Origin of the sequence: Acinetobacter sp. 10FS3-1, assembly GCF_013343215.1 — a bacterium.
GTDB classification, from domain to species: Bacteria; Pseudomonadota; Gammaproteobacteria; order Pseudomonadales; family Moraxellaceae; genus Acinetobacter; species Acinetobacter lwoffii_C.
In genome coordinates this window covers 2716455-2738025 of record NZ_CP039143.1, presented here as the reverse complement: position 1 = coordinate 2738025, position 21571 = coordinate 2716455, and the positions used below count along the sequence as shown (strand labels likewise).

General features: G+C 45.8%; 19 protein-coding genes. 12 read left to right on the top strand and 7 right to left on the bottom strand.

Annotated features, from left to right (window positions below):
• Positions 1-5: 5 nt before the first annotated feature.
• Together E5Y90_RS12970 and mdtD are read right to left on the bottom strand one after the other, a co-directional pair.
• Positions 6-791, bottom strand: a complete 786-nt coding sequence (locus tag E5Y90_RS12970; RefSeq protein WP_174660407.1) for a GH25 family lysozyme — start codon at positions 789-791, stop codon at positions 6-8.
• A gap of 50 nt (positions 792-841) precedes the next feature.
• The gene (gene mdtD / locus E5Y90_RS12965; RefSeq protein WP_174660406.1) at positions 842-2233 is read right to left on the bottom strand and encodes a multidrug transporter subunit MdtD; all 1392 of its coding nucleotides are present in this window, start codon (positions 2231-2233) and stop codon (positions 842-844) included.
• 488 nt (positions 2234-2721) lie between these two features.
• Between mdtD and E5Y90_RS12960 the strand changes: the two genes are divergently transcribed.
• Positions 2722-3687, top strand: a complete 966-nt coding sequence (locus E5Y90_RS12960; protein WP_151205036.1) for a hypothetical protein — start codon at positions 2722-2724, stop codon at positions 3685-3687.
• 71 nt (positions 3688-3758) lie between these two features.
• Here E5Y90_RS12960 and E5Y90_RS12955 read toward each other — a convergent pair whose 3' ends face one another.
• The gene (locus E5Y90_RS12955; protein ID WP_151205035.1) at positions 3759-4379 is read right to left on the bottom strand and encodes a TIGR00730 family Rossman fold protein; all 621 of its coding nucleotides are present in this window, start codon (positions 4377-4379) and stop codon (positions 3759-3761) included.
• A 309-nt stretch (positions 4380-4688) separates the two neighbouring features.
• Here E5Y90_RS12955 and E5Y90_RS12950 point away from each other — a divergent pair, with 309 nt between their 5' ends.
• From E5Y90_RS12950 to E5Y90_RS12925, 6 genes are all read left to right on the top strand, one after another.
• The gene (locus tag E5Y90_RS12950; RefSeq protein WP_174660405.1) at positions 4689-6266 is read left to right on the top strand and encodes a TerC family protein; all 1578 of its coding nucleotides are present in this window, start codon (positions 4689-4691) and stop codon (positions 6264-6266) included.
• A gap of 74 nt (positions 6267-6340) precedes the next feature.
• Positions 6341-6808 (top strand): YchJ family protein, encoded by a 468-nt coding sequence (locus tag E5Y90_RS12945; RefSeq protein ID WP_373688372.1) that lies wholly within the window; start codon positions 6341-6343, stop codon positions 6806-6808.
• A 61-nt stretch (positions 6809-6869) separates the two neighbouring features.
• Positions 6870-7514 carry a trimeric intracellular cation channel family protein gene (locus E5Y90_RS12940; RefSeq protein WP_151205032.1) on the top strand — a complete coding sequence of 215 codons (645 nt, stop codon included), beginning with the start codon at positions 6870-6872 and terminating at the stop codon, positions 7512-7514.
• A gap of 131 nt (positions 7515-7645) precedes the next feature.
• The gene (locus E5Y90_RS12935) at positions 7646-8965 is read left to right on the top strand and encodes an MFS transporter (protein WP_174660403.1); all 1320 of its coding nucleotides are present in this window, start codon (positions 7646-7648) and stop codon (positions 8963-8965) included.
• Between the two features lie 166 nt (positions 8966-9131).
• Positions 9132-11351, top strand: coding sequence for a DNA topoisomerase IV subunit A (gene parC, locus E5Y90_RS12930; protein WP_174660402.1), 2220 nt, complete (start codon positions 9132-9134; stop codon positions 11349-11351).
• 150 nt (positions 11352-11501) lie between these two features.
• Positions 11502-13178, top strand: a complete 1677-nt coding sequence (locus E5Y90_RS12925; RefSeq protein ID WP_151204153.1) for an AMP-binding protein — start codon at positions 11502-11504, stop codon at positions 13176-13178.
• Between the two features lie 58 nt (positions 13179-13236).
• Here the strand turns inward: E5Y90_RS12925 and E5Y90_RS12920 are convergent, their stop codons facing one another.
• Entirely contained in the window at positions 13237-13614 is a 378-nt protein-coding gene (locus tag E5Y90_RS12920) for a hypothetical protein (protein ID WP_174660401.1), read from the bottom strand.
• Positions 13615-13713: 99 nt separating this feature from the next.
• On the opposite strand from E5Y90_RS12920, the gene E5Y90_RS12915 reads away from it, so the two are divergent.
• On the top strand, positions 13714-14112 hold the full coding sequence (locus E5Y90_RS12915) for an MAPEG family protein (protein ID WP_174660400.1): 399 nt from the start codon (positions 13714-13716) through the stop codon (positions 14110-14112).
• Between the two features lie 120 nt (positions 14113-14232).
• Entirely contained in the window at positions 14233-14769 is a 537-nt protein-coding gene (gene ppa / locus E5Y90_RS12910; RefSeq protein WP_151204156.1) for an inorganic diphosphatase, read from the top strand.
• Between the two features lie 97 nt (positions 14770-14866).
• Here ppa and E5Y90_RS12905 read toward each other — a convergent pair whose 3' ends face one another.
• On the bottom strand, positions 14867-16225 hold the full coding sequence (locus tag E5Y90_RS12905) for an OprD family outer membrane porin (RefSeq protein WP_174660399.1): 1359 nt from the start codon (positions 16223-16225) through the stop codon (positions 14867-14869).
• Positions 16226-16803: 578 nt separating this feature from the next.
• On the opposite strand from E5Y90_RS12905, the gene E5Y90_RS12900 reads away from it, so the two are divergent.
• A complete protein-coding gene (locus E5Y90_RS12900; protein ID WP_174660398.1) occupies positions 16804-17532 on the top strand; it encodes a TorF family putative porin in 729 nt (242 codons plus the stop codon).
• A gap of 52 nt (positions 17533-17584) precedes the next feature.
• On the opposite strand, the gene E5Y90_RS12895 is transcribed toward E5Y90_RS12900, so the two are convergent.
• Positions 17585-19075: a YifB family Mg chelatase-like AAA ATPase gene (locus E5Y90_RS12895; protein WP_174660397.1), complete on the bottom strand. Its 1491-nt coding sequence runs from the start codon at positions 19073-19075 to the stop codon at positions 17585-17587.
• Positions 19076-19140: 65 nt separating this feature from the next.
• Positions 19141-19368, bottom strand: a complete 228-nt coding sequence (locus tag E5Y90_RS12890; protein WP_174660396.1) for an accessory factor UbiK family protein — start codon at positions 19366-19368, stop codon at positions 19141-19143.
• A 398-nt stretch (positions 19369-19766) separates the two neighbouring features.
• Here E5Y90_RS12890 and glnK point away from each other — a divergent pair, with 398 nt between their 5' ends.
• The gene (glnK, locus tag E5Y90_RS12885) at positions 19767-20105 is read left to right on the top strand and encodes a P-II family nitrogen regulator (protein ID WP_151204174.1); all 339 of its coding nucleotides are present in this window, start codon (positions 19767-19769) and stop codon (positions 20103-20105) included.
• 59 nt (positions 20106-20164) lie between these two features.
• The gene (locus E5Y90_RS12880; RefSeq protein ID WP_174660395.1) at positions 20165-21559 is read left to right on the top strand and encodes an ammonium transporter; all 1395 of its coding nucleotides are present in this window, start codon (positions 20165-20167) and stop codon (positions 21557-21559) included.
• Positions 21560-21571: the final 12 nt, after the last annotated feature.

The following is a 21571-nucleotide window of genomic DNA, read 5'->3' as shown; positions in this document are numbered from 1 at the left end:
TAAAGCTATTGCTGGATGAAAGGTGCGGACTGCTTCTGAGGAGGAATACCATTTTGTTCTAAAAATTGATTCCATTCTCGTTTTGAACCATAAAAGACATTCAGGTCCACCGAGGTATGAATACCGGGAATTTTACCTTGGCTACTATGCTGCCAGAAAGTCCAGTGAGGTTGATCCTTTAGGTCGGGCAAACCTTGATATTCTCGTACCCAGAGCGGAACCTCTGCAAAAGAGCCTGCCAGCACAATATTATAAAATGACTTAGACACATAAAAGATCGGCTGCTTGCCATAATGGTTTTTTAACCTGTCATGCATGATCTGGATTTCGTTGAGCAGCTGCTCTTTGGAATAGTGCTGAATACACGTGCTGTCATATTCCAGATCAATCGCAGGTGGTAGTGCATCGCTTTTATAGGGCACTGTGTCGATAAAATTCTGTGCTTGAATTGCGCCATCCCGGCAGAGCCGGTAAAAATGATAAGCCCCCACCAAAAAGCCTTGTTCACGTGCTGTGAGCCAGTTGTGCTGAAACCGACTATCTTTAAAATCACCGCCTTCGGTCGATTTTAGATAGACAAACTGATACTTCTGTTTCGGAATCTGGTTCCAGTCAATTTCTTTTTGATGATGGGATACATCAAAACCATGAACCGGATAGTCCGCCGCATGGGCAGGGGGCTGTTTAAGGAAGAAAAGATAGAGTCCCGTGCCTAGCACGCACGTCAGCAGCAGCCCAGTTGCTATCACGGTGTGTTTTTTCCAGAGCGCGGAAGGGAGAGCTGCTTTCATGCTGAATTATGCCCTGTCTGGAGCTGCCAATATTGAACTCATATTGTGCCCTAGACCAAGGTGTTTTTGGGGATATGCCAAAAAATATACGCGGCAATAATATTGATGGCACCCAGACAGATGAGAGACACATGGAAAGCACTGTCTAGCTGCTCGGGGCCAAAATAGGCACTTAGCATATTCACCAGTGTCCCTGCCAGTGCGACCCCGATACTCATCGACAGCATCATGATCATTGACAGGAAACTGTTGCCGCTACTTGCATCTTGCTGGCTTAAATCCTTTAAGGTCAGGGTGTTCATCGAGACAAATTGCAGAGAGTTCAGAATCCCAAAAATAAAGAAATGAATGGCTCTGAGCCAGATTGGGGTCTCTGCCGTCGTCAGGGCAAAGCTGGCAATACACAGACCCACCATCAGGGTATTGACCAGCAGAACCCGGCGATACCCCAAGCGCTGGATGATTTTGCGGATAATCGGTTTGGAGGCCAAAGATCCGAGTACCACCGGAATCATCAGCAAGCCTGTAATGAAGGGTTCAAAGCCAAAAGCCACCTGCAGCATTAAAGGCAGTAAAAAAGGAATTGCATTACCCCCTAAGCGGGCAAAGAAATTGCCCAAGATGCCAATTGAATAGATCCGGTTTTTAAACAGGTTGCTGCGGAACAGGGCATTTTGATGCGTATGCGAATGATAGGCATACATGAGGCTGCTCAGTAAACCGCCCCCGATCAGCCCCAAACTCCACCAGAGCGGATATTGCGGGCTAGCAAAATTCTCAATCCCCAGGCATAGGCCAATCATGGCGATGAGCAGTAAGAGAAAACCAAAAAAATCAAAAGGCTGTACCGCAGCTTCAGTTACATTGGGCATGGCTTTAAAGGTAATCAGCACCCCTATTAAACCAATAGGGAGGTTGATCAGAAAAATCCAGTGCCAGGAGAGATATTCAACCATCCAGCCGCCTAAGGTGGGACCAATCAAGGGGCCAATGAGCCCGGCCAGACTCATCAGGCTCATGGCTGATAAAAACTGGGTTCGCGGAATAATCTTCAGCATCGCCAGTCGTCCGACGGGAAGTAGTAGGGCACCACCGATGCCCTGAAACACTCGGTAGACCAGCAACTCGTTCAGGTTATCTGACCAGGCACAGCCCAGTGAGGCCAAAGAGAAGATAATAATCGCTATAAAATATGTATTTCTGACTCCAAAACGGTCAGCCAGCCAGCCACTCAGCGGGATACAGGCAGCAACGGACAGGACATAGGCCACCACCACACTGTGCATCCGTAGCGGATCTTCCTGCAGGTTGGCTGCAATGGCAGGCAACGCAGTATTGATAATGGTGGTGTCCAGACCCTGCATAAAAAAACCGATAGAAACCAGCAAGACCAAAAGTCTGAATTCGGGTTGCAGGGCTTGATGAGTCGGCGCGGCATTCATTCGATTGATTCTGGGCAATTAAGTCTAAATATGTAATTGAATTATAGTGTAAAGCAAAGTGCAGGGCGGTGGGAAAGTAGACAATATTTCTTACACGATGTGGTCACAAAACAGTAAATAAACAGTGAGTGCAGCGGAGTGACCGAGAGCAGATTGTTGATGTTTCCAATAAAGCTGAAGTATAAAATCGAGTGACAGTGGGCTGTATGCGGTATTGCCAGGTGTTTATGGAAAAGCCCTGTAAAACTGGAACGGATGAAGTTATTATACAGAGGAGTCCTTATTGAACATCATAGCTATCTCAATCACCTTAAAATAAGAATTAAATTTCCAGTATAAATAGGCGCTAAAACAACCGGTTCTTTTTTACTGAAAGAATTAAATGCTTTCACTAAACTGTCATAAAGATGCCATAGTATTGTCACAATTTTATGGTGGGTTAGCGATAGGTTCGTGAATGTCCACAGATGATATAGGCTTCTTTTTTTATGACTATTGAAATTTTAATGGTAATTGGCTTTTGTTTAGCTGCCTATTCAATTGTCGGGAATGACGTACCCCAAACCTTGGGTACTTTTATTTCGTCAAACTCCCACCGTCCCTGGTGGCTGTTGTGGATTTATATCAGCACTATTTTGGTCGTGGTACTGATCTACGGCTGGTATAGCTCTGGTGTCGGGGATGCCTCTTATGGCCGTCTGGAAACGATTCCTTTCCCTGAGGGTGGTATTACCTGGCTCTACGTCGTGCCACCTCTGCTCCTGATTCTCCTGACCAAATACGGTATTCCGGTCAGTACCACATTCCTGGTCCTGACAATTTTCTCCCCAAGCAGTCTGGGTTCAATGCTGACCAAGTCCATGATGGGCTATGCGGTGGCTTTTTTTGCCGCAATCATCATCTACCGCTTTGTGGTGAACAAGCTGTCGGTTTATTTTAGTGAAACCCGTGATCAGCAGCATTCCCGTTTGTGGGTGGCCTTACAATGGCTGTCAACGGCATTCCTGTGGAGCCAGTGGCTGATTCAGGATCTGGCCAATATCTTTGTGTATGTGCCGCGTCAGGTGCCGTTTGAATTCCTGCTATTTGCCATTTCTGTCTTTGTTCTGCTGCTGGGTGTCATCCTGTATCAGCGTGGTGGCGCCATCCAGAATATTGTTGATACCAAAACTGGCGTGACCGATGTGCGTGCTGCCACCATCATTGACTTTATGTATGCGCTTATTCTGCTGGTGTTTAAAGAGTGGAGCAATATCCCGATGAGTACTACCTGGGTATTCCTGGGACTGCTGGCCGGTCGTGAATTTGCCATGTCGATGCTAATTAATGAAGTCAACAAGCACCGTACTTCCCGCAATGTCAGCAAAGATGCCATGAAACTGATGTTAGGTCTGGCAATCAGTATATTTCTGGCGACGACCTTGCCGTGGTTCTATAATCTGATTTCGGGTTAAGCGGTTTGAAAATTGTAAAAATATAGGCATCAAAAAGCGGGCATCAGGCCCGCTTTTTGATGCGGGAAGACTTAGCCAACAAAGCGTTTTGGCGTATCCAGATTCAGCAAGCTGTTATAAATCTGGTCAGCGTGTTCACACACAATCAGTTTGGCACGGTGTTGGGGTGGCAAGAAGCCTTCCTGTACTGCAAGATCAAGCTGGGCAATCAGCGGATCATAAAAACCATTCACGTTATACAACATCATCGGCTTCTGGTGCTGGTTGAGCTGGCCCCAGGTGGCAATTTCCAGAATTTCTTCAAACGTGCCCAGACCGCCGGGTAAGGCCACAAAAGCACAAGCACGTTCTGCCATAAGGGCTTTGCGCTGGTGCATGCTGGTCACAATATGCAGTTCGGTCAGCTGATGATGGGCAATCTCATAATCCAGCATGAATTCGGGAATGACTCCCACTGCCTCTCCGCCATGCTGAATCATGGTGTCAGCCACTTGGCCCATTAGGCCAATACTCGCACCGCCATATACCAGGCCAAAACCGTGTTCGGCCAGTCCTTGGGTGAGTTGAATGGCTTTTTCCTGATAAATAGGTTTATTTCCGGCACGAGAACCACAATAAAGGGCGACCAGAGGACGCGTTGTTTTGGGGGAGTTATCTTTAAAATAATCGGTCATTTCTTTTACACTTTGCATTTATTTTCTTCACCTTATCATTTTTTTCTCTGGCGGCTGCAACTTAATAAAAAAATATGACAATTCCATCAGTCGCTGGTTGATCTGGGCGTGATTCGCTCCGAATCTGTGTAGCTTGCATGAAAACTGATGAAATTCAGATTGATCTTGCTATACTGAAAATCTGTTTCACAACAATAGAACTTACATGGGTAGTCGAAGTTGGCGCTTTAAGCAGATTTATCGCCATAACACAACACAGAATAATCAAGCTGAACCGCAGTTTGGCATCAGCACACAGGGACTCACTGATCTTCAGGAGGTTCACCCATGATTTTTGAATGGATGTCAGACCCGTCTGCGTGGGTAGGCTTGCTCACCCTGGTTGTTCTTGAGATTGTTCTCGGGATTGATAACCTCGTTTTTATTGCCATTCTGGCGGAAAAATTGCCGCCAGAGCAACGGAATACCGCCCGTATCGTCGGCTTGATGCTGGCCTTGTTAATGCGTCTGGTGCTGCTGGCCTCAATTGCCTGGGTGGTGACTTTAACCGAACCGCTGTTCCATATTCTGGAACATCCATTTTCAGGACGTGACCTGATCTTACTGTTTGGTGGGGTGTTCCTGCTGTTTAAAGGCACCATGGAGTTACATGAGCGGATTGAATCCAAACCGCATGTGAAAGAAGAAAATCCGGTACATGCAGTCTTCTGGATGGTCATCGTACAGATTGTGGTGCTGGATGCCGTGTTCTCGCTCGACAGTGTCATTACCGCAGTCGGCATGGTTGATCATCTGTCTATTATGATGATTGCGGTGGTTATCGCGGTGGGCATTATGTTGTGGGCTTCCAAAGCCCTGATGGATTTCGTCAATAAACATCCAACCGTGGTCATTCTGTGTCTGGGTTTCCTGATGATGATCGGTTTTTCGCTGGTGGTCGAAGGTTTTGGTTTCCATATTCCAAAAGGCTATCTGTATGCGGCGATTGGCTTCTCGGTTATCGTGGAATTTGTCAACCAGACCATGCGACGTAACCAGGAAAAAATGGTGACAACGACTGACCTGCGTTATCGTACGGCTTCAGCCGTGATGCGGATGCTGGGCGGAAAACCGGCCAAAGATACAGATCATCCTGAGCCTGAAGATGTGCTGGCGACCCGTGCATTTGCCGATGAGGTTTTTGATAGCGAAAACAGCGTCTATCACAGCGTGATGGTGCAGGGCGTATTGGGATTATCCGAGCGTCCGGTCAAGTCGGTCATGACTCCACGTCCTGAACTGGAATGGATCGATCTGAATGAAAGCGAGGACAGCATCAAGAACCAGCTGCTGAACATGAGCCATTCGCGTCTGATCGTGGCACATGGCGAGCTGGACAATATCGCCGGTGTGGTGCTGACCCATAAAGTCTTGAATGAATATATTGAAACTGGCCTGCTTGACTTTAAAAAGCATCTGCGAGAGCCAGTCATCGTGCATGAAAATGTGCAGGTTTTAATGGTAATGGATCAACTGCGTCAGGCACCCTTACAAATGGCACTGGTCCTGAATGAGTATGGTTCTATTGAAGGGATCGCCACGCCAATTGATGTGCTGGAAGCAATTGCTGGTGAATTCCCGGATGAAGATGCACTGGAAGCCTCGGCAGAAAGTCTGGAAGATGGCAGCCTGTTACTTGAAGGTTCAATTGATATTCGTCATGTTTCGCTGCTTCTGGACCGTGACCTGGTGAATGAGCTGGAAGAATATTCGACTTTATCTGGTTATATCCTGTTCCATATGGGACGTTTACCAGAAAATGGCGAGAAATTTACAGCCGATGGTCATATCTTTGAGGTGGTGACCATGGATGGCCATAAAATCGAGAAGGTGCATATTATTCCTCAGGTACCAAGTTCAGATTAAATGGCTTCGGCAGCAAATCTGGAATTGAAACTTTGATAAAATAGCTCGCTTCAATGGGCTATTTTTTATGAGAAATGAACATGTCAGGATGTCCTTGCGGATTGGGTGAATATGAAAGCTGTTGTGAGCCGCTGCATAAAGGACAGCAAGCGGCTATCACGGCAGAACAGCTGATGCGTTCCCGCTATAGTGCTTTTGCCAGACAGCAGATTGACTATATTCAGTCTACGACTGCTTTAGGGCAACAGCAGGCTTTGGATATTCCCGCCATTCGTGACTGGAGTGTCTCGAATCAGTGGCTACAGCTGGACATTGTACAGACCAATGAAAAACTGGATAAAAGCCATGCGCTGGTCGAATTTAAGGCCCATTTCCATGATGGCAAACAGGTCCAGGTTCATCATGAAGTTTCACATTTTGTTAAACAGGCGGGACGCTGGTATTTTCTAGATCCGACGTTAGAGCAGACGCTGACCATGAAGCAGCCCTGTATTTGTGGTTCAGGGAAAAAACTTAAACAATGTTGTGAGCAATTTCTATAACTTTTCGAGTGATTTAGCTTAGAATATCTGCCATCTCAAAGCCTCAGGTGGAAGCAGGGCGATGTTGTTGCTCATAATCTATATTATTGCCATTACCGCAGAAGCGATGACCGGGGCATTGTCCGCTGGTCAACGCAGTATGGATTGGTTTGGGGTGATGCTGATTGCCTGTGTCACGGCACTTGGCGGTGGTTCAGTCCGTGATGTGCTGTTGGGGCATTATCCCCTGACCTGGGTGAAACATCCTGAATATCTGGTGCTGACCTGTTGTGCGGCCTTTGTGACCATCCTGATCGCCAAATGGATGCGTCATCTGCGTAATATTTTCCTGATCTTAGATGCTCTGGGACTGATTGGCTTTACCATTATTGGCTGTCAAATTGCTTTGGAAATGGGACATGGCTTTGTGGTCAGCGCCGTGGCCGGTGTATTGACCGGAGTTTCAGGCGGTATTTTACGCGATATTTTATGTAATGATGTGCCGCTGGTGTTCCGTCGCGAACTGTATGCCAGTATTTCCTTTGTATCGGTCATTTTCTACTGGCTTTGTACCCATATCGGCATGTCGCTGGAAGTTACCGTCATTTCAACCCTGATTTTTGGTTTTAGCCTGCGCCTGATTGCCATTTATTTTGGACTGGAAATGCCAAAATTCATTTATAAAGATAATGATGAGCAATCTGCTTCTTCCAAAGACGCTTCTTGATTTTGTCGGTTTTTCTTGATGTAGCGAGCCGGATCGGCTCGCTTCTGCTTTAATGCAGAGTATAAAAATAAACTCGCTCCTACTTTTATTGGGAAAACAGTGGTTTCCGTTCACCTGCACAGAGATTGATTATGGACTTAGTTTCCCGCTTGCAACGCCTACCAATCGGTAAATTTCACTATACCTTACTCGTGGTGATTGGACTGGGGTGGATGTTTGATGCTATGGACACCGGACTAATCTCCTTTATTCTGGCCAAAATGGCAGAAGACTGGCAGATGAGCGCGGATGAAAAAAGCTGGGTGGTTTCTATCGGTTTTGTGGGAATGGCAATTGGGGCGATCTGCTCAGGAGGCCTGGCAGATCGCTGGGGCCGTAAAACCGTGTTTGCCGGGACTCTGGTGGTTTACAGTCTGGCAACTGCGGCCTGTGCTTTTGCCCCCAATCTGACCTGGTTGCTGGTCTGCCGTTTTGTGGTGGGATTGGGCCTGGGCGGGCAGCTTCCAGTGGCCGTGACCTTGGTCAGTGAATATATTCCGGCGCATGTGCGTGGCCGGTTTATTGTCTTGCTGGAAAGTTTTTGGGGTCTGGGCTGGTTGTGTGCCGCACTGATTGCCTATTTCGTAATTCCAACTTTTGACTGGCATACCGCATTTCTGGTTGGTGGAATACCGGCCCTGTATGCGATTGTGATCTGGAAAATGGTACCAGAGTCCATTCCGTTTTTGATCAATCGGGGCCGTCTGGATGAAGCGCATGCACTGGTGAGAAAGATTGAAGCGCAATGTGGGGTCGAGGTTATTGAAATCTTTGAGGTCAAACCGGTGGCAGAAAAACAGAATATTTCCTTTAGCCAATTGTGGTCAGGGATATTTGCCCGCCGGACCCTGATGCTCTGGCTGATCTGGTTCGGGATTATTTTTTCCTATTACGGTATTTTTACCTGGTTACCGAGTCTGCTGGTCAAAGAAGGCTATAGTATCGTGCAGTCTTTTGAATATGTGCTGATCATGATTCTGGCCCAATTACCCGGCTATCTGGTGGCGGCCTGGCTGGTGGAGAAACTGGGGCGCAAACTGACGCTGGCGGGCTTTATCGGCATGTGTGCACTTTCAGCTTATTTCTTTGGCCAGTCCGGCAGTGTCACTGAAATTGTGGTCTGGGGCTGTTTGATGTCCTTCTTTAACCTGGGGGCCTGGGGAGTGCTCTATACCTATACACCAGAGCAGTATCCTACCAATATCCGTGCTTTCGGTTCAGGCTGGGCCGGGGCAATTGGCCGTCTTGGCGGTATTGTGGCGCCCTTTGCAGTAACCCATTTAATGACCATGCCAAGCGGTTTCAGTTATGTATTTACCATGTTTACCGGGGTATTGATTCTGGTGGCTTTGGTGATTTTAATCCTCGGCGAAGAAACCAAAGGCCGCACACTGGAATCCATGGGATTGTAGCAACACGAATTTCTGGTTGCTCAGACCCTGCAAAATGGATATTTTTAGCCCATAAGACACGATTTGTCGCGCTGTGTAGGCTGATGCCCTTGTGCAGCTCACAGCCGCGATTTAGCATAAGAAACATTAATTGATACAAAAACGAATTTTAGGACTATAGGTTGTTATGACAAGCCTTGCGCATCATGCGACAGAAAACCGTTCCGTAGCAGAGTTTACTGAACAGGCATATCTTAACTATGCCATGTACGTAATCATGGACCGTGCATTACCCCATATTAGTGATGGTTTAAAACCGGTTCAGCGCCGTATTGTCTATGCTATGAGCGAGCTGGGACTGAAATGGACCAGCAAGCCAAAAAAGTCTGCACGTACCGTGGGCGATGTATTGGGGAAATATCATCCGCATGGTGATTTAGCCTGTTATGAAGCCATGGTATTGATGGCTCAGCCTTTTAGTTATCGCTATCCGTTCATTGAAGGACAGGGCAATTGGGGTTCAGCGGATGATCCGAAGTCTTTCGCTGCGATGCGTTATACTGAAGCCAAGCTGTCACAATACAGTGAGCTGCTGTTATCCGAGCTGGGGCAGGGCACTTGTGACTGGCAGGACAACTTTGATGGTTCAATGAAAGAGCCGGTCAATCTGCCTGCACGTGTACCAAATATTTTGCTTAACGGCACCACCGGGATTGCAGTGGGGATGGCCACCGATATTCCGCCGCATAACCTGCGTGAAGTGGTAAAAGGTACCATCGCTTTAATTCGTAATCCGAATCTGACCGATGTCAAAATTGCAGAATATATTCCTGCTCCTGACCTGCCGACCAAAGCGGAAATTATCACCCCGCCAGCAGAACTGCTTAAAATCCAGACCACCGGTCGTGGCAGTTACCGGATGCGCGCCGTGTATACAATTGATAAAAATGAAATCGTAATTACCGAGCTGCCTTATCAGGTATCCGGCTCTAAAATCATTACCCAGATTGCTGACCAGATGCAGGCAAAAAAACTGCCGCTGGTGACCGATGTGCGTGATGAATCGGATCATGAAAATCCGACGCGTCTGGTGATTGTGCTACGTTCCAATCGTATTGATGCTGAATCGGTGATGAGCCATTTATTTGCCACCACTGATCTGGAATCCAGTTATCGCGTCAATATGAACATGATCGGTGCCGATGGCCGTCCACAGGTAAAATCGATTCGCCGTATTTTACTGGAATGGATTGAAATCCGTAAAACGACAGTCACCCGCCGTTTACAATATCATCTGAACAAGATTGAAAAACGTCTGCATATCCTGGGTGGCTTGATCATTGCTTATTTGAATATTGATGAAGTGATTCAGATTATTCGTGAAGAGGATCAGCCTAAACCGGTACTGATGGCGCGTTTTCAGATAGATGAGATTCAGGCTGAAGCCATTCTTGAGCTTAAATTGCGTCATCTGGCCAAACTTGAAGAAATGGAGCTACGCCGTGAACAGGAAGAACTGGAAGCCAAAGCCGCGGTTATTCGTGAACAGCTGGCCAATCCGGAGTCTTTAAAGACCCTGATCATTTCTGAACTGAAAGAGGATGCCAAAAAATTCGGGGACGATCGCCGTTCGCCGATCGTACAGCGGGCTGAAGCTGCCGCCATTGATGAATCGGAGATGTTGCCTGCCGATCCAGTGACGGTGGTGTTGTCAGAGGCTGGCTGGATTCGCTGTGCCAAAGGTCATGAAGTCGATGCCGAGAAGCTGAACTATCGCGCCGGAGACCAGTATCTTAGCCATGCACAAGGCAAATCCAATCAGCGGGTCTATGTACTGGATGAAACGGGACGCAGCTATGCCTTGCCAATCAACAGTCTGCCCTCAGCACGCGGACTGGGTGAGCCTCTCAGTTCAAAACTTTCTCCGGCAAGTGGAGTAGGTTTCAAGCAGGTCTTGGTGGCGGAAGATGAAACTGAAATTCTGGCAATCAGCAGCAAGGGGTATGGCTTTAAAACCCAGGCCAAGCAGCTGGATACCAATGCCAAAGCTGGCAAAGCTTTCCTGAATTTGTCAGAAGGCGCGCAGATCATGAACCTACAGTCAGTTGACAGTGCAGCCTATCTTGCACTGCTCAGTTCTGCCGGCCGTTTGCTGCTGGTAGAGTTGTCAGAATTGCCTGTACTGAACAAGGGTAAAGGTAATAAACTGATACAACTCGAGGATAAGGATCAGGTTTTATCCATGGCAATATTGAATCTGGATGAAATGCTTCAAGTCTTTGCAGGACAGCAGCAATTAAAATTAAAAGGGGACGATTTGCAAAAGTATATAGGCAAGCGGGGAGCAAAAGGACACCTTTTACCGCGTGGATATCAAAAAGCAAATAAACTGTTGATTCAAAGATAATACTAGCATCCATCTTATAAAATACGTTATATATGAGCAACGATTCGACAAGATGGATGCAAGGCCGCACACATACAAGTCTAAAAACGACAGGCGGAATTGAAAAAAACAGTTGAAATTCTAAGGATTATGATTGGAGAGATTGGGATTATGGAAAAAATTTGGTTCGCTGAATACCAAAAAACAGGGATTCCGGAAACTGTAGAATTACCAGCAGAAAATACTTCATTGATAGATATTTTTGAACGTAACTTCCAGAAATTTGGTTCACGTGATGCCTTTATCTTTATGGATAAAGTGATGACTTTCAATGAACTGGAAGAAGCTAGCCGTAAATTTGCAACTTATCTACAAAGCTTGGGGCTGGCAAAAGGTACACGTGTGGCAGTCATGATGCCAAACGTTCTGCAATATCCAGTCGTGGCACTCGGGGTATTCCGCGCTGGTTTGGTACTGGTGAATGTGAATCCGCTTTACACTTCACGTGAACTTGAACATCAGTTAAATGACTCTGGTTCTGAAGTACTGGTAATTATTGAAAACTTCGCATCTATTTATCAAGCCATTATTGGTAAGACTCCAGTCAAGCATGTGGTTGTTGCTTCTGTGGGTGACATGCTGGGTACCTTAAAAGGTACGCTGGTCAACTTTGTGTTACGTTCGGTGCGTAAGCAGATTCCAGCCTGGAATATTCCTGGGCATGTGAAGTTCAACACAGCAATCAACAAGGTCAGTCCGAACAATTATAAACGTCCTGAATTGACTCTCAATGATACCGCAGTGCTGCAATATACCGGGGGTACCACAGGGGTGTCTAAAGGGGCAGAACTGACCCATCGCAACCTGGTGGCCAACATGTTGCAGTGTGATGGAATTTTCCAGAGTAAATTTGGTGCGCAGGATGGTCAGCCAGATGACCGTATTTTCTGTGCGTTGCCACTCTATCATATCTTTGCCTTCATGGTTTGTGCGCTATATGGTATGTATAAAGGTCAGGCGAATGTCCTGATTCCAAACCCGCGTGACCTGCCGGCAGTGATGAAAGAATTGCGTAAATACCAGCCAACTTTCTTCCCGGCAGTTAATACCCTGTTTAATGCGCTGGTGAATAATGAAGAATTCAAGCAGCTGGATCATAGCCGTCTGAAGATGGCCATGGGCGGTGGTATGGCAGTTCTGCCATCAACGGCAGAAGCATGGAAAAAAGTAACCGGTACCAATATCATTGAAGGATATGGCCTGTCGGAGACGTCTCCGGTGGCGACTGCAAACCCGCCAGCCTCTGAAGAATTTAGCGGCACGATTGGTATTCCATTACCATCAACTGACGTAGCCATGCTGGATGATGCCGGCAACGAAGTGCCAATCGGCGAGCAGGGTGAGATTTCGATCCGTGGTCCTCAGGTGATGAAAGGTTACTGGAACCGTCCAGATGAAACAGCCAAAGTTATGGTGAATGGCTACTTCCGCACTGGTGATATAGGTGTGATGGATTCACGTGGTTATGTGAAGATTGTCGACCGTAAGAAAGACATGATTCTGGTATCCGGTTTTAACGTCTATCCTTCAGAAATTGAAGAGGTGGTTGCCAAGCATCCAAAAGTTCTGGAAGTGGCTGCTATTGGTGTGCCTGATGAAAAATCGGGTGAAGTGCCAAAACTGTTTGTGGTGAAAAAAGATCCGTCTTTAACGACTGAAGAAATCTTGGCATATGCTAAAGAAAATCTGACTGGTTATAAGCGTCCACGTTATGTCGAGTTTATGGATGAATTACCGAAATCCAACGTCGGCAAAATCCTGCGCAAAGATCTACGTAAAACTGCTTAACTCAGCCAAGTTAAGTTATACAAGAAAAAAGCGCCTCAGGGCGCTTTTTTTTGATGAGTTATTTCATTAACCAGCGATCAAAATAGGGCCGGCCTACACCGACAATTCCCAGAAAAATAAACATGGCCCCAAACTGACGGGTAAAGCCTTTCTGGTGAAATTCACCATAGCTGAGAATATTATCCAGCAAACAATAGACCAGCAGGGCGATGATCCAGTGCCAGAGCGGTAAGCGCTTGATTCCGACCGCATAAAAGCCGACCCATAACACAACAAAAGTGAACAGGGTAGACCAGACATTCATATTGGCACAAATGACCGTCAGTAAAAAAGCCACAATCGGCAGGACAATCTTTAAGACACGATCCACTTGACGTTGATGTTGACGCTGTTTCTCGAGAACCTCAAACATTTCATTTTGATCAGGTGCAACCATCGTGAAGCCTTCAATATTTATAAAAACACCCTATTTAACAAAATTTATTCACTAAATGCCATGTTATGATAGCGATAAAAGCCTGTAAGAGAAAAAACGATGTACAGCATTAGTGGGATTATCTATCTCATTTTGGCCGCCTGCCTTTTACCTTATGTTTTTACCTTTATCGCCAAAAAATCTGCTGGTTTTAGTGCCAAAGACAATCAGAATCCAAGAGCATTTTTAGACAAAGCGACAGGACTGGCCAGTCGGGCCCATGCTGCCCAGCAAAACAGCTTTGAAAGTTTACCTTTATTTATTGCTGCAATTTTATTAGCTGAATATATGGTCATCTCACAAAAACTGGTGATGACTTTCGGCATTGCCTATCTGGTGTTTCGTGTATTGTACGGAATCTGCTATTTGGCCAACTGGGCGACTTTAAGGTCTATCGTCTGGCTGCTGTCGGTCCTGTGCCCGATTACTTTATTGCTATTAATTATCAAGATCGTCTAACTAAATCCGGAATGGGTCAACATATTTGCAGTTCCCTCGGCTAAAACCAAAAAAAATCTGCAAAAACCGTTATAATTGTGGCGATTTTTTCAAAGATATAACTTGTTAAAGAGTGACGCTATGAGCTACAGCAATATCCCAGCAGGTAAAGATGCGCCAAACGACATCTATGTGATTATCGAAATTCCTGCCAATGCAGCACCGATCAAATATGAAATCGATAAAGATTCTGACGCGTTATTTGTTGACCGTTTTATGGGTACAGCAATGTTCTACCCAGCAAACTACGGTTATGTACCGAATACATTATCCCTGGATGGTGACCCATTAGACGTGCTGGTTGTTACTCCACATCCGGTTGAGCCAGGCTCTGTGATTCGTTGCCGTCCAGTCGGTAAATTGAATATGGAAGATGATGGCGGTATTGATGCGAAACTGGTTGCAGTTCCACATGACAAACTGACTCCAATTTATAAAGATGTTCAAGAATATACCGATCTTCCTCCGCTATTGATTAGCCAAATCGAGCATTTCTTCCAGCACTATAAAGATTTAGAGCCAGGAAAATGGGTAAAACTGAGCGGTTGGGAAGGTGCGGATGTTGCAAAACAAGAAGTACTGGATTCAATTGCAGCTTATGCAGAAGCCAATAAATAATAGATTTTCTTGTTAGTTTAGGTCTTTAAATCTTAAAGCTTAAATTAAAAAACCTGCACAATGTGCAGGTTTTTTTATGGCTTGAGATTCGAGCAACTTAGAATAGTTTCACAGGAATGTCTAACCAGATACGCCATTCGTTGGTATCACCGATGTAAGTGGTCTCATAGGCATCGCTTGCACGATAGTAAGAATGACGAAGACGTAAGCTTGCATCTTTGGCAAAACCAGACTGAACAGTGTATTTCACCTGGTTAAAGAATTCGCGCTCGTGAGCATTACTGTTAGTCAGAGTGCGTGCAATAACTGCTGAGTTTGTATCATCTGGAATTGCATGCTCAGCTTTATTGGCTTTAATATCCCAGCCATAAACAAAAGCAGAGGTCCAAGACAGGCCAGGTACATTTACAGCACCAAAATCAAAGGTGTACTGTAGTTGAACTGATTTTTCATCATTCCCAATGAAGTCTGACAGGTAGGAGTTAGGCAGGTAAATACTCTGTTTGCCATCGCCTACACCTGTCCCTAAACCATAGTCATAGCCAGTGTTACCAAAGTTCTGTTGGTAAGCCACCATAACATTATGTGGACCGGTATTGTAGGTAGTGGAAACTGCCCAGATCGAGTTTTTATATTTATCTTCTGCTGAGCCTATATATGAATAAAGCTTGTCATTGGCTTCACGATCCCACTGCGTATGATAGCCACTGACTTCATAAGTTAAGGAGCTTTTATCCGCTAAGGCCTTGGTGTAATTGGCATTTATATAATGGCGGTCCAGGCGATCTTTAATATCTGTACCGTAGTAAGACGCATTTAAATTGTTATTGAATTGGTATTTCGCACCCCATACCACAGCACGATCCAGCTCTGCACCATCAGAATTGATCTGGTCTGAAAGCAGGTTTTCTGTAAACTTACCTGCAGTTAAGCTTAAATTTTCAATTTCATTACTTTCTACCAATACACCCGTGTAGTACTCAGGCACTAAACGCGCAGTATTGCTTGCAAGTACAGGTAAGTCCAGAACTTGAGTACCATAAGTTGCTGTAGTATTCGATACGCGAGCTTTTAAATATGCGCCGCCACGAGCCCAGTGGTCGTAAGCATCTTGAGTACCATCCGGATTAGCTTGAGGGTGGGTAGGGATCATATCATTTCCAGTATGTCCGTTTTCACCCAGTTTGAAAGAGGCATCTCCGATAATGCCCACACCGAAACCGACAGTTCCTTGCGTGAAGCCCGAGTCCAGTTTAACAATTGCAGTTTGCGCAAATGAACTGGTATCTGCCACCCTATTTTTTTTATCGCGGGTTAAATAACCCGTACGGAACAGGACAGAACCTTCTGCATCTTCAACAAAACCTTTAGATTCGCTTTGCTCACTGGCAAATGCGGTTGAGACTAGGGCAGATTGAATTAAAACTGCCAATGCTAATTTTTTTTTCTGTTGCATTTGGGGAGAGAGCCTTATACAAAGTGAATGGAAATTTTAGGAATTGTATAAGATTAGCTAAAAAAGTGTCATTTTTATTTAATATTTTCTACTAAAGTTTATAACTTTAAGCTTTAGTGAAAATTATATAAGATCCGCTAGAATGACATGAATTTTTAGATAAAACTCAATAAAAACATTAATTTAAATTTTAATTTAGCTGGCTGTTGATAAGAGGAATGATTTAATAAGGCCGTGTTTTGACTGAAAAGTCATTACATGTCAGGTTTTGCTTGCTTGAATAGTAAACAATTGATAAAGATTTAACTCTGCAACCATGTGCGCCTATTCTTCAGTAAAAATACTAGTGAAAGTCAAATAGACTTTAAAAAAACGATTTAAAAATCTTCGCAGAATAAGAGCATGTGTGGATTTACTGGCTTCTTATCCGTTTTGAAACTGCATTTATTATTAAAAAAAATAAAAACTGATTTGATTCGACTGTGCTTTTTACCCTGCTGATTGGCATAGCTCTTGCATCGCCTAACTGGAGTCCACTACATCAGCATAAGTACGTCTTGAGGCATTTGGGGGTAAGAATGAAATTCATGTTAAAAACATTGGTGGTTGGATTAGGCAGTGCTGTTTCTGGCTGGAGTCTGGCGGAAGAACCGTCAGCTGAACATAGGGTTTCCGGTAATATCAGTATACTTTCCAGCTACAACCTGCGCGGTATCACCAATACACCTGAAAATAAAAATGCAACTCTCCAGGCTGGGCTGAATTATCAGCATGCCTCAGGTGTGTATGCAGGCTGGTGGGGTTCTACGCTGGATTATGGCGATAACTTGCCGAATGCTTTTGAAAATAATCTTTATCTTGGGATCAATCGTGCAGTGAATCAAGACTGGGGCTATACACTTGGTCTGACCTATTATTACTACTATGATATTGATACCAGCGCTGCCAATGGTTTTGAAAGTTTATTGGGTTGGACTTATCAAGACTTCGGTCTGACTGTGCAAACCTTGCTTGAGGACCTGACCTGGGGCAATGCAGGTGATACCTATGTTAAAGCGACTTATCGCCATCCATTAGCGCAGGATTTTAATCTGGATACCGCATTGGGGCTGTATGCTTACGAAAAATCAGGTGATCTTGAAGGTACAGCTGAACATTTTGGCTTTCGTCATTTTGACATCGGTTTGAGTAAAAAGTTTGACAAGACAGGGCTGAGCGCCAGTATGAATTATATACTGGGCGGTTATGACCGCTTTGATGAAAAACAGAAGAATAAAGTAGTATTTACTCTGGGCTACAGTTTTTAAAGCACAGAAAGCCAGAGGTGTATCAAGGCGACAATCGGTCGCCTTTTTTGATTCAGGGCTGATGCTGGCCGCGATACGATAACGCTTCTGACAGGTGCTGACCTTGAATGGTTTCACTTTGATTTAAATCAGCAATAGTGCGAGCAACCCGTAAGACCCGATGATAGCCGCGTGCTGACAGATTTAATTTCTTCTGGGCCAGTTCGAGCATCTTTTGGGTAGTTTGATCCAAAGTCGCATACTGCTCCAGTTGCTGAGGAGTTAAACTCATATTCAGGGCACTTTGTCGCTGAATCTGTAATTCATAGGCGGCAATCACCCGCTGTCTTACCGATTCGGAATTTTCCGCGGCTTGCGTATTTTGTAATTCGTGTGCCTGTAAAGGAGGCACATCAATATGCAGATCAATACGGTCTAGCAGCGGGCCTGAAATCCGGTTCTGATAACGCTTGATACTGTCCGGTGAACATTGGCAGCGACTGTCCTGATGAAAAGCATAGCCACATGGGCACGGATTCATCGCTGCAATGAGCTGAAAATTGGCCGGAAAAGTGATTTGCCGGGAAGCCCGTGAAATTATGATTTCTTTGGATTCCAGTGGTTGGCGTAATACTTCTAAGACTTTGCGGTCAAATTCAGGTAATTCATCCAGAAATAGTATACCTAAATGTGCCAGGGTAATTTCCCCCGGTTTAGGATGTGAACCTCCGCCAACCAAGGCAATCGCAGAAGCAGTATGATGAGGAGCACGAAATGGCCGTTGTCCAAACGGATGGCTGGTATTGGCAATCGAGTAGATACTGGCCACTTCAAGATTTTCCTGGCTATTGAGTGGTGGCAAAATACTGGCTAGCCGTGATGCCAGCAAAGTCTTACCAGTACCGGGCGGCCCACGGAACAGAAGGGAATGGCCACCCGCTGCAGCAATTTCCAGCGCCCGACGTGGTCTTAACTGGCCTTTCACATCCGCCAGATCAAATTTATAAGCAGCATGCTGATCGGGAGGGGGAGTGGTAAATGGAGGAAGCAGGTGGGTTTGTGCCAGATGTTCACAGACGTCTTTCAGATGATGAGCAGCAAAGACCTGAATATCGGGCAGCTGACAGGCTTCCTGAGCATTGCTGCTTGGTAAAATCAGTTGATGCTGTGCCTGCTGACAGGCAATCGCGATACTTAAAATGCCCGTGACAGAACGTAATTGTCCATCCAGTGCCAGTTCGCCAATAAACTCCAGATGATCGGTACAGTTTTCAGGAAGCTGGCCCGAAGCCACTAAAATACCTAGTGCAATCGGCAGGTCCAGACGTGAACCATCCTTGGGCAGATCCGCAGGGGCAAGATTAATGGTCAGGCGTTTGGTCGGGAACTGAAAACCACTATTGAGAATGGCTGAACGTACCCGATCCTTACTTTCTCTGACAGCGGCTTCAGGTAGGCCTACAATGGTGAGAGAAGGCATGCCGGAACTGACATGAACTTCGACTTCAATTAAAGGGGCATGTAGGCCGAATAAGCCCCGCGTATAAATTTTGGCAAAAGACATATTGTTGTTCCAATTGAGTGCATTATTTTTATAAGTTTGGCGTCTTTTGTGCACTGATGTGGTGCTTATTTTTTGTTGGAAATTTTCTCTTCCAGGGCATCAACCTGTTTTAACAGCTCATTTAAACGCTGATTGGCATGCTGCAAAGCAGTGCGCTGGCGCTCGATCTCTTCTTTAGAGACCAGATCCATCTTGGTCACGGTTTCATTTAATAAGGCACGCAGGTTGTGTTCCAAGTCTTTTTTAGGCTGTTCGACTTGTTGCAAAATCGCTTGTAACAGGGTTTCAATCATGGTCCGATTCATCCTCATGGAAATGAGGCAACAGTGTATCACTGCCAGAATAGAGACCCTAGTATTTCAGATAAAATATAGGCAGATTCGATCAGCACTCTTGTAGTAGCGGTTATTCTACCGTTGTGAGTCACCGATTGAAAATGACTGAACGGCCTGGGTAGGCCTCATATCAACTAAAAAATATATGTCTTCCCCCATATAGATGAAGTGTCAGCAACTCCTCCTAATCTACATAAAAAATATTTCATTTTTGCAGAATCCAACTGGTTATAAGTATAAAATGGGGTATAAAGAAACATCATGTTAATTTTTCTAATTTCCCCCGACCTTAGAAATCTTGGCATGAAATTTGAACATAAAACCTTACTGGTGAAATAAGCCGAAGGAAAACAAACATGAAACTCGTAACTGCAATCGTAAAACCTTTCAAACTGGATGACGTGCGTGAAGCGTTATCTGAAATTGGTGTGCAAGGTATCACTGTCACTGAAGTTAAAGGCTTCGGTCGTCAAAAAGGCCACACTGAACTGTATCGTGGTGCTGAATACGTTGTAGATTTCCTGCCAAAAGTCAAAATTGAAATCGCGATCAGCGATGAAATGGTGGAGGCAGTAATTGAATCTATTACGCGTGTAGCCAGTACAGGCAAGATCGGTGACGGTAAAATTTTCGTTACTAATCTGGAGCAGGTGATCCGTATCCGTACCGGTGAAACAGGTGCAGATGCTGTCTAATTTGGCACGAAGTTTGCTGAGTATCGAATAACTCACAAAAAACTTGGTCGGGGATACAAATGAAACATATGCTACTTGCGTTCAGTTTGTCGGGCGCACTTTTGGGCGGTTCTGTTGCTTGGGCTGAGCAGCCTGCAACAGTACCGGTCTCCACATCAGATAATTTATTGCGCCATGACCCCCATCTTGCTACCTCTACACAAGCGCCCACCGCGCTTGCTGCCACTGCTCCAACAGAAACAGAAAAAGAATCTACATTAGACACAGGTGATACCGCCTGGATTCTGGTGTCTACCGCTTTGGTCCTGTTCATGACTATTCCCGGTCTGGCCCTCTTTTATGGTGGGATGGTACGTAAGAAAAACGTGCTCTCTACGATGGCGCATAGCTTTATTGCCGCCGCCGTGGTGAGCCTGAGCTGGGTTTTTCTGGGTTATAGCTTGGCTTTTAGTGAAGGCAATGGCTTTATGGGGGGGCTGGATAAATTTATGCTGGCCGGTATTCGCCCCGACACGCTTATCGGCACACTTCCTGAAATCCTGTTTGTGATTTTTCAAATGACCTTTGCCATTATTACGGTGGCGATTATTAGTGGCTCGATTGCAGAGCGTATGAAGTTTGGTGCCTTCATTGCTTTTATTGCCCTCTGGAGTGTGGTGGTGTATGCACCGATTACCCATTGGGTATGGGGTGGGGGCTGGCTAGGCAATGATGGGGCGCTGGATTTTGCGGGTGGTACTGTCGTGCATATTAATGCCGGTATTGCCGGTCTGGTGGCGGCTTATATGTTGGGTAAACGTATGGGACTGGGCCGTGAATCGATGGCACCGCATAATTTGACCCTGACAGTAATGGGGGCCAGCCTGCTCTGGGTTGGCTGGTTCGGTTTCAACGGCGGATCGGCGCTCGGAGCAAATGGTGCTGCCGGCTATGCGCTGGTGGTCACCCAGGTCGCTGCGGCAGCTGCAGCCATCTCGTGGTTAATCACAGAAAAAGTAGTGCGTGGTAAGGGGTCTGTACTGGGTGCAGTTTCAGGTGCAGTTGCCGGTCTGGTGGTGATTACGCCAGCAGCAGGTTTTGTGACGGTCAGCGGTGCACTGGCTATGGGCCTAATAGGGGGAGTGGTGTGCTTCTGGGGCATTACCGGATTGAAACGTGCCCTGAAAGCCGATGACTCTCTAGATGCTTTTGGCCTGCATGGTGTAGGGGGGATTGTTGGTGCGATCCTGACCGCCTTCTTCGCCAGTGAATTTATTATGGGGGAACAGGCACCTGATCATATAATAAGCCAGCTCTGGATTCAGATTGAAGGGGTACTGGCCACCATCGCTTATTCTGCCCTTATGACTTTTGTGATCCTGAAACTGCTCGATTTGCTCATGGGTATTCGTATCGGCTGTGAAGATGAACGCATAGGACTGGATTTGAGCCAACACGGCGAACGTGTCGAATAATAATCAATACCC

What these genes read in the sequence shown, in the direction of transcription:
- E5Y90_RS12970 (WP_174660407.1), bottom strand. Translation starts at nt 791, where the DNA reads ATGAAAGCAGCTCTCCCTTCCGCGCTCTGGAAAAAACACACCGTGATA.
- mdtD (WP_174660406.1), bottom strand. Translation starts at nt 2,233, where the DNA reads ATGAATGCCGCGCCGACTCATCAAGCCCTGCAACCCGAATTCAGACTT.
- E5Y90_RS12960 (WP_151205036.1), top strand. Translation starts at nt 2,722, where the DNA reads ATGACTATTGAAATTTTAATGGTAATTGGCTTTTGTTTAGCTGCCTAT.
- E5Y90_RS12955 (WP_151205035.1), bottom strand. Translation starts at nt 4,379, where the DNA reads ATGCAAAGTGTAAAAGAAATGACCGATTATTTTAAAGATAACTCCCCC.
- E5Y90_RS12950 (WP_174660405.1), top strand. Translation starts at nt 4,689, where the DNA reads ATGATTTTTGAATGGATGTCAGACCCGTCTGCGTGGGTAGGCTTGCTC.
- E5Y90_RS12945 (WP_373688372.1), top strand. Translation starts at nt 6,341, where the DNA reads ATGAACATGTCAGGATGTCCTTGCGGATTGGGTGAATATGAAAGCTGT.
- E5Y90_RS12940 (WP_151205032.1), top strand. Translation starts at nt 6,870, where the DNA reads ATGTTGTTGCTCATAATCTATATTATTGCCATTACCGCAGAAGCGATG.
- E5Y90_RS12935 (WP_174660403.1), top strand. Translation starts at nt 7,646, where the DNA reads ATGGACTTAGTTTCCCGCTTGCAACGCCTACCAATCGGTAAATTTCAC.
- parC (WP_174660402.1), top strand. Translation starts at nt 9,132, where the DNA reads ATGACAAGCCTTGCGCATCATGCGACAGAAAACCGTTCCGTAGCAGAG.
- E5Y90_RS12925 (WP_151204153.1), top strand. Translation starts at nt 11,502, where the DNA reads ATGGAAAAAATTTGGTTCGCTGAATACCAAAAAACAGGGATTCCGGAA.
- E5Y90_RS12920 (WP_174660401.1), bottom strand. Translation starts at nt 13,614, where the DNA reads ATGGTTGCACCTGATCAAAATGAAATGTTTGAGGTTCTCGAGAAACAG.
- E5Y90_RS12915 (WP_174660400.1), top strand. Translation starts at nt 13,714, where the DNA reads ATGTACAGCATTAGTGGGATTATCTATCTCATTTTGGCCGCCTGCCTT.
- ppa (WP_151204156.1), top strand. Translation starts at nt 14,233, where the DNA reads ATGAGCTACAGCAATATCCCAGCAGGTAAAGATGCGCCAAACGACATC.
- E5Y90_RS12905 (WP_174660399.1), bottom strand. Translation starts at nt 16,225, where the DNA reads ATGCAACAGAAAAAAAAATTAGCATTGGCAGTTTTAATTCAATCTGCC.
- E5Y90_RS12900 (WP_174660398.1), top strand. Translation starts at nt 16,804, where the DNA reads ATGAAATTCATGTTAAAAACATTGGTGGTTGGATTAGGCAGTGCTGTT.
- E5Y90_RS12895 (WP_174660397.1), bottom strand. Translation starts at nt 19,075, where the DNA reads ATGTCTTTTGCCAAAATTTATACGCGGGGCTTATTCGGCCTACATGCC.
- E5Y90_RS12890 (WP_174660396.1), bottom strand. Translation starts at nt 19,368, where the DNA reads ATGATTGAAACCCTGTTACAAGCGATTTTGCAACAAGTCGAACAGCCT.
- glnK (WP_151204174.1), top strand. Translation starts at nt 19,767, where the DNA reads ATGAAACTCGTAACTGCAATCGTAAAACCTTTCAAACTGGATGACGTG.
- E5Y90_RS12880 (WP_174660395.1), top strand. Translation starts at nt 20,165, where the DNA reads ATGAAACATATGCTACTTGCGTTCAGTTTGTCGGGCGCACTTTTGGGC.